This window comes from Flavobacterium sp. HNIBRBA15423 (assembly GCF_052655965.1).
This window is the reverse complement of the sequence record NZ_CP199751.1, coordinates 3051321-3066918: the sequence shown is the minus strand read 5'-3', so window position 1 is coordinate 3066918 and position 15598 is coordinate 3051321. Positions and strand designations below refer to the sequence as shown.

Annotated in this window: 14 protein-coding genes; 9 read left to right on the top strand and 5 right to left on the bottom strand. The window is 30.0% G+C overall.

Annotated elements, in window-relative coordinates; translation table 11 throughout:
• The 7 genes from nqrC to ACULEV_RS13790 all read left to right on the top strand — a co-directional run bounded on the left by nqrC (nt 1) and on the right by ACULEV_RS13790 (nt 7799).
• Nucleotides 1–726: an NADH:ubiquinone reductase (Na(+)-transporting) subunit C gene (gene nqrC / locus ACULEV_RS13820; RefSeq protein WP_445455635.1), complete on the top strand. Its 726-nt coding sequence runs from the start codon at nt 1–3 to the stop codon at nt 724–726.
• Between the two features lie 3 nt (nt 727–729).
• Complete coding sequence (locus ACULEV_RS13815; protein WP_445455634.1) at nt 730–1404, top strand: NADH:ubiquinone reductase (Na(+)-transporting) subunit D; 675 nt, start codon at nt 730–732, stop codon at nt 1402–1404.
• Nucleotides 1405–1407: 3 nt separating this feature from the next.
• Entirely contained in the window at nt 1408–2163 is a 756-nt protein-coding gene (gene nqrE, locus ACULEV_RS13810; RefSeq protein WP_445455633.1) for an NADH:ubiquinone reductase (Na(+)-transporting) subunit E, read from the top strand.
• A 2-nt stretch (nt 2164–2165) separates the two neighbouring features.
• Nucleotides 2166–3479, top strand: coding sequence for an NADH:ubiquinone reductase (Na(+)-transporting) subunit F (gene nqrF, locus ACULEV_RS13805; RefSeq protein WP_445455632.1), 1314 nt, complete (start codon nt 2166–2168; stop codon nt 3477–3479).
• 87 nt (nt 3480–3566) lie between these two features.
• Nucleotides 3567–3932, top strand: a complete 366-nt coding sequence (locus ACULEV_RS13800; protein ID WP_445455631.1) for a Na(+)-translocating NADH-quinone reductase subunit F — start codon at nt 3567–3569, stop codon at nt 3930–3932.
• Nucleotides 3910–4923: an FAD:protein FMN transferase gene (locus tag ACULEV_RS13795; RefSeq protein ID WP_445455630.1), complete on the top strand. Its 1014-nt coding sequence runs from the start codon at nt 3910–3912 to the stop codon at nt 4921–4923. The genes ACULEV_RS13800 and ACULEV_RS13795 overlap by 23 nt, the downstream gene beginning before the upstream one ends.
• Before the next feature lie 71 nt (nt 4924–4994).
• Nucleotides 4995–7799 (top strand): M16 family metallopeptidase, encoded by a 2805-nt coding sequence (locus ACULEV_RS13790; RefSeq protein ID WP_445455629.1) that lies wholly within the window; start codon nt 4995–4997, stop codon nt 7797–7799.
• A gap of 48 nt (nt 7800–7847) precedes the next feature.
• On the opposite strand, the gene ACULEV_RS13785 is transcribed toward ACULEV_RS13790, so the two are convergent.
• The 5 genes from ACULEV_RS13785 to map form a co-directional block, all read right to left on the bottom strand.
• A complete protein-coding gene (locus ACULEV_RS13785) occupies nt 7848–10772 on the bottom strand; it encodes an SNF2-related protein (protein ID WP_445455628.1) in 2925 nt (974 codons plus the stop codon).
• A gap of 8 nt (nt 10773–10780) precedes the next feature.
• Complete coding sequence (locus tag ACULEV_RS13780; protein WP_445455627.1) at nt 10781–11551, bottom strand: class I SAM-dependent methyltransferase; 771 nt, start codon at nt 11549–11551, stop codon at nt 10781–10783.
• Nucleotides 11548–12330: a DUF3667 domain-containing protein gene (locus ACULEV_RS13775; protein WP_445455626.1), complete on the bottom strand. Its 783-nt coding sequence runs from the start codon at nt 12328–12330 to the stop codon at nt 11548–11550. Before ACULEV_RS13775 ends, ACULEV_RS13780 begins: the two co-directional genes overlap by 4 nt.
• Nucleotides 12331–12401: 71 nt before the next feature.
• On the bottom strand, nt 12402–12803 hold the full coding sequence (locus tag ACULEV_RS13770) for a GxxExxY protein (RefSeq protein WP_445455625.1): 402 nt from the start codon (nt 12801–12803) through the stop codon (nt 12402–12404).
• Nucleotides 12804–12854: 51 nt separating this feature from the next.
• Entirely contained in the window at nt 12855–13673 is an 819-nt protein-coding gene (gene map / locus ACULEV_RS13765; protein ID WP_445455624.1) for a type I methionyl aminopeptidase, read from the bottom strand.
• A gap of 167 nt (nt 13674–13840) precedes the next feature.
• On the opposite strand from map, the gene ACULEV_RS13760 reads away from it, so the two are divergent.
• On the top strand, nt 13841–15115 hold the full coding sequence (locus ACULEV_RS13760) for an acetyl-CoA hydrolase/transferase family protein (protein WP_445455623.1): 1275 nt from the start codon (nt 13841–13843) through the stop codon (nt 15113–15115).
• Nucleotides 15116–15230: 115 nt separating this feature from the next.
• On the top strand, nt 15231–15572 hold the full coding sequence (locus tag ACULEV_RS13755) for an RNA recognition motif domain-containing protein (RefSeq protein WP_445455622.1): 342 nt from the start codon (nt 15231–15233) through the stop codon (nt 15570–15572).
• Nucleotides 15573–15598: the final 26 nt, after the last annotated feature.

Below are 15598 nucleotides of genomic sequence, written 5' to 3'. Positions count from 1 at the left end.
ATGTCAACAAAACGTACAGATAAAGCCTCTTATACTATAATCTTTTCTATCATATTAGTGGTAGTTGTAGGATCATTATTGGCATTTTTTGCAAATGCGACTAAAGAATTGCGTGTTAACAATGATAAAGTAAAGTCTCAAATGGATATCTTATATTCTATGGGTATAGAATCTACTAGAGCTAACGCTACTGAAATGTTTAACAAATACATCACAAAACAATATGTAATTGAAGGTGTGAATGCAACAGAAAATCCTGAAGCTTATTTAATAGATATTAAAAAAGAGCAAAATAAAGCTAAAGAAGGTGGTATTCAAAGATTACCATTATTCGTTGGTGAAAAAGAAGGTGAAAAAATTTATATTGTCCCTGTTAGAGGGAATGGATTATGGGATGCTATTTGGGGTTATGTAGCTTTAAATGGTGATTTAAAAAGTATTTATGGAGTTTTCTTTGATCATAAAGGAGAAACTCCAGGTTTAGGAGCTAATATAACAGAACCATTTTTTAAAGATGATTTTAAAGGTGAAATGTTATATGATGCATCTGGAGATTTTAAATCGATTGAGATTTCAAAATCTAATGGAGATCCTAACAATACAGATAAAAAAGATAATCAAGTTGATGCAATTTCTGGTGCAACTATCACTGGTAACGGTGTAGGTACAATGCTTAAAAAGGATATCAGATTGTATTTGCCTTATTTCGAAACTTTAAAAAAATAAACTATGGCAGATAATAAAAATACAGAAAAAGAACCATTATTCTCAAAAAAGAATGTTGGACTTGTTATGGATCCGTTAACTGATAGTAATCCAATTACTGTTCAGGTATTAGGAATTTGTTCTGCACTTGCGATTACAGCAGAATTAAAAGCTTCTGTTATTATGGCATTGTCAGTAATGTTTGTTTTAGCAGCAGGAAATGTAGTAATCTCTTTAATGAGAAATGTTATTCCTTCTTCAATTCGTATTATTGTTCAACTTGTTGTTGTTGCAGCTCTGGTAATTATTGTTGATTTAACATTAAAAGCTTATGTACCAGATTTGGCTAAAAAATTATCCGTTTTTGTTGGATTAATCATTACCAACTGTATTATTATGGGACGTTTTGAAGCTTTTGCTTTAGGAAATGGACCATGGAAATCTTTCTTAGATGGTATTGGTAATGCTGCTGGATATGGTTTAATCTTGGTTGTTGTAGGTTTCTTTAGAGAACTATTAGGTTCTGGTAAATTATTTGGTTTCCAAGTTTTTGGTGATCCAGTAGAAAAAACAGGATTATATGCTTTAGGATATGAAAATAATGGTTTTATGTTATTGGCTCCTATGGCTTTAATTACGTTGGGATTAATTATTGGTTTCCAACGTTCAAGAAATAAAAGTTTAATCGAAACAAACTAAGAAATGGAATTATTACAATTATTTTTAAAGTCAATTTTTATTGATAATATGGTATTCGCAACCTTCTTAGGAATGTGTTCGTACTTAGCGGTTTCTAAAAAAGTTTCTACAGCAGTAGGACTTGGAGCAGCTGTTATTTTCGTAATGCTAGTTACGGTACCATTAAATTATTTATTAGATCAATATTTACTTCGTCCAGGAGCATTAGTTTGGTTAGGTGAAGAATATGTTGATTATGATTTAAGCTTTTTAACTTTTATATTATTTATTGCAACTATTGCTACAATGGTTCAGTTGGTTGAAATGATAGTTGAGAAGTTTGCTCCTGCATTATACAATTCATTAGGTATTTTCTTGCCACTTATTGCGGTAAATTGTGCAATCCTTGGAGGTTCATTGTTTATGCAACAAAAAGAGTTTAATAATATAACAGAAGCAACTGTTTATGGAGTTGGCTCTGGGATAGGATGGTTTTTAGCAATTTTAGCAATTGGTGCTATTCGTGAAAAAATCAAATATTCAAATGTGCCACCTGCTTTCCGTGGCTTGGGTATTACATTTATATTAACTGGTTTGATGGCTATTGGTTTTATGTCTTTTGGAGGAATGTTGACTGGAGGAGATGAAGCTCCTAAGAAGGATGTAGTGGAAAATGTTGTTCCTGTTGAAGTTAAAGAGGAAATACAAGTAGAAGAGGTTTTAGATTCAACTTCGGTTGAAAAAGTAAATGATTCATTAACCGAAATAGTACAAAATTAATTATGATAGCATTAGAAGTAACTACTACTGGTTTAATCAGTACGACAGTAATTGCATTTTTAATTTTATTATTGGTTTTGGTAGCTATTATTTTGTTTGCAAAAGCAAAATTAGTTCCTTCAGGACCTGTAAAAATTAAAATTAATGGAGAAAGTGAAATTGAAGTTAATTCGGGAAATACTTTATTATCAACATTAAGTTCAAGTAAAATATTTTTACCTTCTGCTTGTGGTGGTGGTGGAACATGTATCCAATGTAAGTGTATTGTGAAAGAAGGTGGAGGAGAAGCTTTGCCAACAGAGGTTCCTCATTTTAGCAGAAAAGAGCTTGCTGAAGGTTGGAGACTTGGTTGTCAAGTGAAAGTAAAAAACAATATGGTAATTGAGGTTCCAGAAGAAGTATTCGGAATTAAGAAATTTGAAGCTAAAGTATATTCAAATTATAATGTGGCTTCTTTTATTAAAGAATTTATTGTTGAATTACCTGATGATATGCATTATGAACCAGGTGGATATATTCAAATTGAAATTCCTAAGTGTGAAATTAAGTATTCAGATATTGATATCGAAGCTCATCCAGTAGAGCATCCAGGAGAACCTGATAAATTCAAAGCAGAGTGGGATAAATTTAATTTATGGCCATTGGTCATGAAAAACGATGAATTGGTTGAAAGAGCTTACTCAATGGCTTCTTATCCTGCTGAAGGAAGAAAGATTATGTTAAATGTTCGTGTGGCAACTCCACCATGGGATAGAAATATTAATGGCTGGGCAAAAGTTAATCCAGGTGTTGCTTCTTCTTATATCTTTTCTAGAAAAGCTGGAGATCCTGTTGTGGTTTCTGGTCCTTATGGAGAATTCTTCATTAATGAAACAGAGGCAGAAATGTTATATGTGGGTGGTGGAGCTGGTATGGCACCAATGCGTTCTCATTTATATCACCTATTCCGTACAGTAAAAACGGGAAGAAAAGTTACCTATTGGTATGGAGGTCGTTCAAAAAGAGAATTATTCTATACTGACCATTTTAGAGCATTAGAAAAAGATTTTCCTAATTTCAAATTCTATCTAGCTTTATCTGAACCATTACCAGAAGATAATTGGAAAGTTAAAGATGGTGTTGATGGAGAAGGTGATGGATTTGTTGGATTTATTCATAATGTAGTAATTGATAATTATTTATCTAAACACGAGAATCCAGAAGATATTGAATTGTATTTCTGTGGTCCACCAATGATGAATAAAGCAGTACAAAAAATGGGAGAAGACTTTGGTTTAGATCCTGAAAACATAAGATTTGATGACTTTGGAGGATAATCTATAGTTTAAAAATAATAAGTAAAAACCGATTCAGAAATGATTCGGTTTTTTTATTTCTATTAAATCAATTTGTACTTTTGTACTATGGAAGAATTAACTGAGCAAGAGTTACATCAAATTGCTATGAATTATGTGGGAAAAGATTTAGAGGCAAAAGGGTTTGAGTTCATAGCGATTAATAGTCAATTACGAAAACATCCTCAATTTGTATGTGTAGATAAAAAAACAAATACACTTCATTTTGTAATGGTTCAGGCTGTTCCTTATCCTATTAATCCGGATGAGCCAAATATATTATTTGTGGAAACTTTTATTAGTCATGCCAAAACGAAAAATGCTAAGGTACTTTTTGCAGGAGTTGGAATTGCTAATGCCGATGATTTCGAAAAACCCGTATATAAATCTTCAGATTATATAATTAATTATAATGGATACAAAATACTTTTATAGTCTTCTTGTACTTTTTGTGCTTGTTATTTCTTGTCAAAAAAAAGAAAATCAATTTTATGGTATACAAGGTGAAGCTCAAGGTAGTACTTATAGTATCAAATATATTGCAAATGAAGAACTGGTTAATAAAAACCAAATAGATTCTTTGTTGATAGCTTTTGACTTATCTCTTTCTACATATAGAAAAGATTCTAAAATTTCGAAAATAAATGCTGGAGATACAACAGTTGTTGTAGATGAATTATTTGTAGAGACATACAATGTATCTAATCAAATTTATAAAGAAACAGATGGTTTATTTGATCCAACTATAGGTGTTTTAATAAATGCTTACGGATTTGGACCTTCTAAAAAGCACAGTAATCTTTCACAAGTACAAATAGATAGTTTGTTGCAGTTTGTTGGCTTTAATAAAGTAAAATTGAATCCTGATTTAACAATTTCCAAAGATCATCCAGAAACTTTTTTCGATTTTAATGCTATTGCGCAAGGTTATTCTGTTGATGTTGTTGTAAAATATTTGAAAAGTAAAGGAATTGAGAATGGAATAGTAGAAATTGGAGGTGAGTTAGTTGGCTTTGGAAAAAACGTGTTAGAAAACAAAAGTTGGGTTGTAGGAATTGATGATCCATTACAAAAGCCAGAGGAAAGAAAGTTGATAGCGACTATTAGTCTTGAAAATTTAGGAATGGCTACTTCTGGAAATTATAGAAAAGTTATTCTCGATTCAATAACTGGTGAAAAATTTGTTCATATTATTAATCCAAAAACAGGTAAAAGAGAAAAGAATTCAATAGTAAGTGTTACAGTTTTAGCTCCTACATGTATTATAGCTGATGGATATGCAACTGCATTCATGATTATGCCTTTAGAAGAAGTGAAACAAATTATAGAAAAGAATAAGGAATTAAAAATTATGTTGTTGTATATGGATGAAAATAATGAAATGAAACGATTCACTTCTGTTAATTTTAAAAAATTAATTTTATAAAAAAGTTAATTTATTTATAATAATTATACTATTTCCATGTTATATTTTAGATTTGAAAAAAATATAACTTCATGAGAAAAATTAAACAATTACTTTGTTTCTTGATAGCATCACCAGCATTTCTGATTGCTCAAGAGCTAAAAATGGACAGTCCTATACCAATGGACCCTTCTGTTAAAACAGGAAAATTAAAAAACGGATTAACTTATTACATCAAAAAAAATGGAAAGCCAGAAAATAAGGTAGTTCTAAGATTAATGGTTAATGCAGGTTCTATCCTTGAAACTGATGAACAACAAGGATTAGCTCACTTCATGGAACATATGTGTTTTAATGGAACAAAACGATTTCCAAAGAATAAATTAGTAGATTATCTTCAAAGTATTGGTGTTAAATTTGGTCAACACCTTAATGCTTATACTAGTTTTGATGAAACAGTTTATTTTTTACCAATTCCATCAGATGATAAAGAGAAAGTAGAAAAAGGATTTCAAATCATTGAAGACTGGGCTTTTAATACAACGCTAACTCCGGAAGAAATTGATAAAGAAAGAGGAGTCGTTTTAGAAGAGTATCGTTTAGGACTTGGTGCTGATAAAAGAATGTTGGGTCGTTATATACCGAAAATGATGTATAATTCTCACTATGCGAAACGTTTGCCAATAGGTCAAAAAGAAATCCTAGAAAATTTCACTTATGATAAATTAACGAGTTTTTATAAAGATTGGTATCGACCTAATTTAATGAGTGTAATTGTTGTAGGCGATATTGATGTTGCAGAAATGGAGAAAAAAATTAAAGATCATTTCTCTAGTTATAAAAATCCAAAGAACGAGAAATCTCGAAAAGTATTTGAAGTTCCAAATCATAAAGAAACTTTTGTAGCTGTAGAGAGTGATAAAGAAGCGGCTTTTACTCAAGTTCAATTATTATACAAAGACGATTCAGAACCTAAAAAAACTGTAACTATAGGCGATTTTAGAGATGAACTTGTGGAAGGATTGTTTACTACAATGTTAAATAATAGATTAGAAGAAAAACAGAATTCGCCTACACCACCTTTTACTTTTGGTTATACATATCATGGAGGAACGTGGGCAAGAACCAAAGAAGCTTTTCAATCTTTTGCAATGGTAGCACAAGATAAACAGTTAGAAGCATTAAAAGTTCTTGTGGAAGAAAACGAAAGAGTTAAAAAGTTTGGTTTTACTGAAGGAGAATTAGAAAGGGCAAAATCAGAATTTTTAAATCAAATTGAACGACAATATAACGAAAGAGATAAGACAGAATCTGATAGATTTGTTGGCGTTCTGCAAAGTAATTTCTTAGAACAAGAGCCAGCTCCTAGTATTGAGTGGACATTTACCACAATGAAAACTCTTCTTCCTACCATATCTTTAAAAGAGACAAATGAATTAATCGCTAAGTATATTAAAGATGAAAACAGAGTGGTTATTCTAACTGGCCCAGAAAAAGAAGGATTAGTATTGCCAACAGAAAAAGAAGTTCTTGCAGCAATTAAAGTGGACGAAAACACTTTAAAACCTTATGAAGAAACTGCAATTGCTACAAGTTTGTTAAGAACTACTCCAAAAAAAGGAAAAGTCGTAAAAGCTGAAAAAAATGACAAATTAGATATTACAACTCTTACACTATCTAATGGTGCAACAGTAATTTATAAAAAGACTGATTTTAAAAATGATGAAATACAATTTCAGGCAATGAGTTTTGGAGGAACAAATTTGGTCTCAAATGAAGATTACTTAAAAGCATCTTTAGCAATGAGTGGTTTAAGTGAGGCTGGCTTTTCTGGAATGAATAAAAATGATATTAATAAATTCATGACTGGTAAAATTGCAAGAGTAAATCCTTATGTAAGTTCTACTTCTGAAGGAATGAATGGTTCTTGTACACCAAAAGATTTTGAGTATTTAATGCAAATGATTCATGCGTATTTTACCGATTTGAATATGGATAAAGAAGCATTTAATGGTTTTGTCGTGAAGCAAAAAGGCTTTATGACTAATTTATTGTCTCAACCATCTACTTATTTTTCTAATGAATTATACAGTTATTTAAATAAAGAAAATCCTCGTTATACGGGTTTCCCTAAAGCTGAAGATTATGATAAAGCAGATTATGAGTTGGCTTATAAAATATATAAACAACGTTTTTCTAATGCTGGAGATTTTAGTTTTTATTTCATTGGAAATGTTGATGATACTAAATTAGTAGAATATGCTGAACAATATTTAGCTTCTTTGCCATCGACTAAAGAAAAAGAAAAAATAGTGGATTTAGGGTACAGAATGATAAAAGGAGAGCATAAAAAAATTGTCAACAAAGGAAAAGATCCAAAAAGTAATGTAAATATTATGTTTTATGGAGATAGTGAATACAATAGCGAAGAAGCATTTGCTTTAAAAGCACTTGGAGATGTTTTAACAATTAAACTTGTAGAAGAACTTAGAGAAAATGAGAGCGGAGTATATGGTGTAGGAGCAAGAGGTACTATGAGTAAAGTGCCTTATGGAAGTTATAATTTTTCTATAAGTTTTCCTTGTGGACCAGAAAATGCAGAAACTTTAACTGCTTCAGCGTTAAGAGAATTAAATAAAATTATCGAAAATGGACCAGAACAAAAGGATGTAGATAAATTTAAAGAAGCTGAAAAATTGGATTATAAGGAAAAGATGAAAGAGAATAGATTTTGGATGACAAGTTTAACTCGTGCTCACATGAATGGCAGTAATCCAGAAGAAATGTTAGATTATGTTGACCAAGTTTCAAAAATTACTCCAAAAGAAATTCAAGCAGTTGCTAAAAAATACCTTTCAAAAGATAAGGTTGTGGCTATGTTAATGCCTGAAGAATAAAATTATTTGACATGTAATACTATAAGAATCCCGCATTTGCGGGATTTTTTATTCTAAAATATAATTTATATTATTGAAAATTTCTTCAGGAATTGTATTTTCTATAATACTGTCTGAAATTTCTTTTTTGGTTTGTTGTAATTGGTTGATTTTTTCTTCAATAGTGTCTTTAGCAATAAAACGAATTACATTGACTTGGTTTTTTTGCCCAATGCGATGTGCTCTTCCTATTGCTTGAAGTTCTGCAAAAGGATTCCACCAAGGATCTAATAATATAACATAAGAAGCTTTGGTTAAATTAAGACCTACACCTCCAGCTTTTAAGGAAATGAAAAATAATAACTTAGAATCATCTTTCTGAAAATTATTTATTTCTGTTTCTCTATCTTTTACATTTGTACTTCCTGTTAGTAAACTATAAGGTGTATTGTTTTTATCACACCAATCGGTATAAATTTTTAAATGAGAAGTGTAAGAACTAAAAATTAATGTTTTTTGCTTAGCTTGTAATAGAGTTTCAATGTAAGCAGAAACATCTGTAAATTTACCAGAAGTCATATTCTCACCAATCATAATAGGATGATTAGCTAATTGTCTTAATTTTGAAAGTGCATTTAAAACAGATATTTTTGAACCTTGCTTTTCTTCAATAACATTAATTTGTTTGTCAATCAAATAATTTCTAATAATAGATTTTTCATTTTCATACAATTTAGCTTGCTCTTCCGACATTTCTGAGTAAAAGATTTGTTCTGAAATTTCTGGTAAATCTTTGGCCACTTCTATTTTTGTACGTCTTAACAAATAAGGATTAATTAAAGATTTTAATTCCTTAACCTTTTGAATATCTTGTTGTTTTTCTATAGGTTTCTTAAAGTGAGATTCAAAAAATGAAAAACTACTCAATAAATTAGGGTTAATAAACTGCATTTGGCTCCATAAATCACTCAAAGAATTCTCAATAGGAGTTCCGCTCAAGGATACTTTATGCAAAGCATTAATAGTATTTATAGCTTTGTAAATCTTAGAATTTCGGTTTTTAATTTGCTGACTTTCATCAATGATTAAAAAATTGAACTGCAATGTTTTTAATAAATTAATATCTTTTAAGAGTAAGCCATAAGAAGTGAAAACTAAGTCCACTTTTTCTAATTTTTTACGCTTTATTTTTCTGTCTATACCTGTATAATTTAATCGGGTAAAATGCGGAGCAAATTTCTTTGTTTCGTTAAACCAGTTATAAGTTAATGAACTTGGAGCAACTATAAGAGCTTTGAGCTTTTTAGTTTGACTAGATGAAGTACTAAATAAATCCAAAGAATCGTTTGCTTCTTCAGTAACTATAAAATCATTCTCAAAATGAGTGTAAACAAAATCTAAATAAGCTATGCTTTGGATGGTTTTACCCAATCCCATATCATCTGCTAAACAGGAGCCTAACCCTAATTGATAGTTTTTTACCAACCAATTTACACCTTCATTTTGATAATTTCTGAGTGTAGTTTTTATATTTCCTGTTGCTTGGTATGGAATTATCTCTTTATTAAATGAACTGTTTTCGGTTGCAATACCAGTTTCTTCTAAAAGTGTAAACTGATTTTTCTGAATCTGAATGGTATTATTTTGGGTTTTCCCAAAATCAGCTAATGACTTATATCTACTATACCATTCAATCGGAATCAAAAATAGGCTTCCATCTGGCAATTCGTAAAGTCGGTTTCCAGATTTTAAATGAGCAATAATAGAAGAGAAAGGAAGTTTTAGAGTACCAATTTCTATTACCATTTCAATATCAAACCAGTCTTTCTTTTCTGTAAAATTTGATGAAATTGTCGAACTTTGAGTGTTTATTGGTTTATCATTTAATTGTAAATCGATATTTATAGATAAATCTTGGATTTTTTCTTGAAGACGTACTAGTTCTGTGACATTATAATACTCATCAATTTCCAATAAATTGCTGTTAAATGAGGCTAATTTGTTATTCAAAAATTTAAAACCAATATCTTCTAGCGTTTTGATGATTTTATTTTCTTCTTTAGCATCTCTTATGGTTTGAAGAACAGTAAATTCGTTTAAATCATTATGACTAAGATTTATGTGTTTTATTCTTCCATTTGTAATAGAAAAAGTATAGGCTTCATAAATGAAATAAATTTCTAAAAGATACACTTTGTTTGTAATTGATAAGGAAGGTTTAATTACACAACCTTTGCAATTTGTATCTGTTATAACACTAAAACCTTCTGCTTCAATAGGAACCTTTCTAATAACATTTTTAATGAATTTATTAAAATATTCAATGCTGTTCTTGTTAGGTATTACGACCTCTTTTTTACTAAGAAAAGGCTTTAGTTTATTGCCATTTATATGATTAATAGCATATAGAGTAGCATTGGAACAAACCCATGAAGGTTCATTTAATAAAATCTTAAAATCTTGTTGGTATGGAAAAAACTCGTTTTCTTCATTTAGTAAACTTAAACAATATACTATGTTCTCAGCTGTTTTTGAGAAATGGAGTTTAGGTTCTAATATTGTTGGAGAAAAACCAACTTGTTGTTTATGAAAAACATCTTTTTTGTTTAAATCAATGCTTAATGGAATAGTCGTTTTTGAAATAATTTTAAAAAATGTTTCCAAAGAAAAATTAATAAAATGAGAAACTATTTTTTTTGTTTTAGCATCACTAATTAGTAATTCTAAATTTTTGGCAGCTTTATTTTTTATTTTATACTTAGTAAGAATACTTTTTGTGTTTAGCTTATCGCAAATGCTAAGCAATTGATTTTCATGAATGTCTAATTCAATTTGAAGCCCTTCTATTGTTTTAGAATTTGCAATTTTAGTGATGTAATATAAAACGCCATCTATTTGTTCCACAATATAAGCACTAGGAATGTAGGTTGCTAAAACAGCATTGTAGGATAAATCAAAGACTAATGCTTGGTTGGCATTTTTAGAAATAGGCATATTTAAAATTATTTAAAACAAACAGGAATAATTTCCCCTTTTGCTAAACAGTATTTTGTTACAAGTTCAGATGCGATTGTGTTTGTATAATCTACCTCTTCTACTTTAAAACCGATACTTCTTAATTTGTCAAAATAATCGCGACCATAAACTCTTACGTGGTCATATTGTCCAAATATTTTAGCACGTTCTTTAGGATCAGTTATACTATCATCTGAAAATGTAGTTTCTCGTGATAAGTCTTGTGGAATTTGGAAAATTCCCATTCCACCAGGTTTTAAGACACGATACAATTCTTGCATGGCTTTAGTGTCATCTGGAATATGCTCTAAAACATGATTGCAGAAAATAATATCATAAGTATTGTCATCAAAAGGAAGATTGCAAATATCAGCTTTAACATCTGCTAAGGGTGACAATAAATCGGTAGTAGTATAATTGATGTTTTTTTGTTTTTTAAATCGTTTGTAAAATTCTTGTTCGGGAGCAAAATGTAATACTTCTAATTTGTTTTCAGAAGTAAAAAAATCAGTTTCATTTTGTAAGTATAACCATAGTAAGCGATGTCTTTCTAATGAAAGTGTACTAGGCGATAAAACATTATTTCTTTGGTTCCCATAGCCATAGGGTAAAAACATTCGAAAACTTTTTCCATCAATAGGATCGGTAAATTTATTTCCTTTCAATAAAAAGGCTAGTATAGGACGAACTACAATACTTAATCTTATAAGAATAGGTCTTGGAATAGTATTGAGGATAAATTTGAATATTTTTTTCATTTTAATACTATTAAGGCGTAAATTATACCAATTAAGATGAATACAATCATAATAATTCCAAAATATAATCCAAAAAACAACAATAAATACTTAATGGCTGAGAAAATAGATTGTTTGAAATTCTGATGGTATAGTTTTTTAAAGGCATACAGCGTAAATAATATAAATAAAAATAAGAACAAAAGTGAATAAATACCAAATGACATTCCTAAAAAGTTCACTAAAATGACTTGTAATACTAAAGAAATAAAACCTAAATTACTTTGTAAATAACTATTAAATACTAGATGTTCAAAAAAATTATGTCCTCTTTTATTAAAAATAATGTAACTTGTTAATGCATACAGAGGAATTAAAAGCAATACAAAAAAGTTATAATAATTCATTAATGTTTCCATGTAGCTCTTCATATCAAATTTTAGAGCATTAGCATTAGTTGAATTAAAATCTTTATTCAAACCTTCAGAGTAATCAGTGATAATTTCCATTGGAAAAAGTTTATAAAAGAATACAGCTACTGTAGCATAAAGAATAATATATGAAAAGGGTTGAAAATACTTTTTTCTGGCTCCATTAATATAGGCTTCTAAAACATCTTTGGGATTTTTGAACAAACCAAAAAATGTTCTCCAAAAGTTATTGTCCCAACTAAAAAAAGGACCAATAAATTCTTCAATAGTTCCTTTAAATGATAGTCTTTCATGAACAATTTTTGCTCCACAATTTGAACAAAATTTATCAATATCTACTAATTGTTTATCACAAGTTTTACAGTTCATGGTTGCTCAGATTTTTTATTTTTAAGACTTAAATTATAATTTCCTGAATTTATAGTTTATTTCGCAGAGATTCACAAAGAATTCTCAAAACTTCGCAAAGGGTTATTTATAAATCGCTTAATATTATTTTTTAAAATTTTTGAATCAAAATTAATTAATAATCCTAATGGATAACATCCTAATTTAAGATACGTTAGAATTTGAGCAAAATGGACATCAGTAAAATTTTCAACGGTTTTTAATTCTAAAACTAGTCTATCTTCGATTAATAAATCAATTCTATAACCATGATCTAGTTTGATTTCTTTATATATTATTGGTAATGCTAATTCTTTTTCAACTTTAAATCCAGCATTTTTAATTTCATAAAATAAACATTCTTGATAAGCAGATTCTAACAAACCAGGACCGAGTTCTTTATGAACTTCAATTGCAAGTCCAATAATTTTATATGATAAATCATTCAAATCCATTTTTCTCCGTGAATCTTTGCGTTTACTTTGTGTATCTCTGTGTAATGGAAATTAAAGCACCAAAGGTGCTTGCCTTAAACCGTCTTCTTCATTACTTACGATTCCTAAAGCTTCATATACATAAGCAAAAGTAGAAAGTAATTCAGGTTTACCATCAACAATAGCAACATCATGTTCAAAATGTGCACTTGGTTTACCATCAGCTGTTGTAATTGTCCATCCGTCTTTATGTTGGATAATATTTTTTGTGCCCATATTAATCATAGGTTCAATGGCTACAACCATTCCGTTTACTAATTTTTTTCCACGACCTCTTTTTCCATAATTAGGTACTTCTGGATCTTCATGCATTTTTCTTCCTAAGCCATGACCACATAATTCACGAACAACACCATAACCATGTTTCTCACAATATTGTTGAATGGCAAAACCAATGTCTTCTACACGGTTACCAACTTTTGTTGCTCGAATGCCTTCGTATAACGATTCTTTAGTAATTTGAAGTAGTTTTTTTGTGTCTGCATCTACTTCACCTACTTCAAAAGTATAAGCATGATCTCCATAAAAACCATTTTTATAGGCACCACAGTCTACAGAAATAATATCTCCTTCTTTTAAAGGAGTTTCATTTGGAATACCATGAACTACTTGGGTATTTGGACTCATGCAAAGTGAATTTGGAAAACCATACATTCCTAAGAAAGCAGGTTCAGCACCATGGTCACGAATATATTCTTCAGCAATTTTATCTAAATGTAAGGTAGTTACACCTGGTTTTATTTCTTTAGCAATGACACCTAATGTTTTAGAGACAATTAGAGCACTTTCGCGCATTAATTCAATTTCCTCTTTTGTTTTTATAATAATCATAATAATTAATTCTGAATGGACAAAAGTACAATTTTCTTAATAAAATCAATTTCGAAAATCGATTTCAATTAAAAAATCTAATTTCTTATTTCCTGACTTAGTATTTAAAATGAGATTTATCATATTTTAACTTTGAGATACCTAGTAAATTTGTAAAAAATTAAGGTATGAGTAAATATGTAACAGCAGCAGAAGCTGTAAAAATTGTAAAATCAGGAGACAGAGTATATGTGCAAGCTGCAGCAGCAACACCAACGGTTTTGACGAAGGCATTATCAGAAAGAGCTTCTGAATTAAAGAATGTAGAAATTTGTCATTTGCATACAGAAGGAGATGCTCCTTATGCAAATCCAGAGTTGGCACAAAGTTTTCATGTTAATTCTTTTTTCATTGGTAAAAATGTAAGGCATACGTTAAAAGCTGGAAATGGTTCTTATACACCAGTTTTTTTAAGTGAATTGCCTTTACTATTTAGAAAAAATGTTCTAAAACTAGACGTTGTTTTTATACAAGTATCACCACCAGATAGACATGGATATTGTTCATTAGGGGTTTCTGTAGAAGCATCAATAGCAGCTATTGAAAATGCGAAAACGGTAATTGCACAAGTAAATCCGCAAATGCCAAGAACCTTTGGAGACGGAATTTTGCATGTTTCAGAGATTGATTATTTGGTTGAAGTTAATTTGCCTATTTATGCCCATGATATTACTCCATTTACTGTTGAAGAAGAAAAGATTGGCACTTACATAGCTTCTTTAATAGAGGATAAAAGTACTTTGCAAATGGGAATAGGTTCTATACCAAATGCAGCTTTGTCGAAATTGACTAATCATAAGAACTTAGGGTTACATACTGAGATGTTTTCGGATGGTGTTATAGATTTAATAGAAAAGGACGTAATTGATTGTAATTATAAAGGAACTTTTAGAGGAAGAGCTTTAGCTACTTTTTTAATTGGTTCCAAGAGATTGTATGACTTTGTTGACGATAATCCTTTTATAGAAATGAAAGAATCTTCCATTGTTAATGATACGGCTCGCATTCGAAAAAATCCAAAAATGGTTGCCATTAATTCTGCGATAGAAGTTGATGTTACTGGACAAGTGTGTGCCGATTCTATTGGTGCCAAAATGTATTCAGGTGTTGGTGGACAAATGGATTTTATTAGAGGAGCTTCATTAAGTGATGGTGGTAAAGCTATTATTGCCTTACCTTCTATTACCAAAAGAGGTGAAAGCAGAATTGTGCCTTATTTAAAACAAGGAGCTGGAGTTGTTACAACGCGATCTCACATTCATTATGTTATTACTGAAAATGGCATAGCCGATTTGTATGGCAAATCTTTAAAACAAAGAGTAAACGAGTTAGTAAAGATTGCTCATCCTTCTCATCAAGAATGGATAAATAAAGCTTATTTTGAGTTAGTAAATTGTTTGTAATTCAATATGTTGCCGTTATAAACGTTATTTTTGTGTAAACATTTGAAAATAAATGAAATAAATATTTTTTGTATTCATTAAAAGATTACCTTTGTTCCAATTATAATATATATTTATGAACATTTTTGTAGGAAGTCTTCCTTTCAGTATTGAGGAAGCAGATTTAAGAGGTTTTTTTGAAGAGTATGGAACTGTTGATTCAGTTAAGATTATCTCTGATAAATTTACTGGAAGAAGTAAAGGATTTGGATTCGTTGAGATGCCAAATGACGCTGAAGCTCAAAAAGCTATCGACGAGTTAAATGGTGGTACTGTTGAAGGCAGAACTATCGTTGTAAACAAATCTGAACCAAAACCGGAAGGTGAAAGAAAATCTTTCAACCGTACTGGTAATGGTGGAGGAGGAAGAGGAAACTTTTCTAACAACAGAGATAACAATAGAGGTGGTCGTTACTAATTATCTGTAGTGTTATAAAAACAAAA